At 38.4% G+C, this 216-nt stretch carries 1 protein-coding gene; it reads left to right on the top strand.

The window, feature by feature from the left end; all coding sequences use genetic code 11:
- Nucleotides 1-216, top strand: a 216-nt coding sequence (locus V6255_RS18750) for a glycosyltransferase (RefSeq protein WP_341629457.1), incomplete at both ends; no start/stop codon positions are given.

The raw sequence follows: 216 nt of genomic DNA, 5'->3' as shown, positions 1-216 counted from the left end.
TACGAAATTGATTTTATTGATGTTGCTGGTAGCAGAGGCAATGGTTTAAAACGTTTATTAGCAGCTACTTTTCAAATATTAAAGTCCATTTTCCAAGCACGTAAAGTATTTAAAAAGAGAAATGTTGATTTAGTCTTAGGCATGGGTGGATTTGCTAGTGGCGCTGGCGGGTTTGCTGCTTGGACGTTAGGTATTCATGTGGTGTTCGATGAGCTA

Source organism: Psychromonas arctica, from assembly GCF_038155225.1.
GTDB classification, from domain to species: Bacteria; Pseudomonadota; Gammaproteobacteria; order Enterobacterales; family Psychromonadaceae; genus Psychromonas; species Psychromonas arctica_B.
The sequence above is the reverse complement of the archived record's forward strand: the minus strand, read 5'-3'. Positions and strand labels throughout refer to the sequence as shown.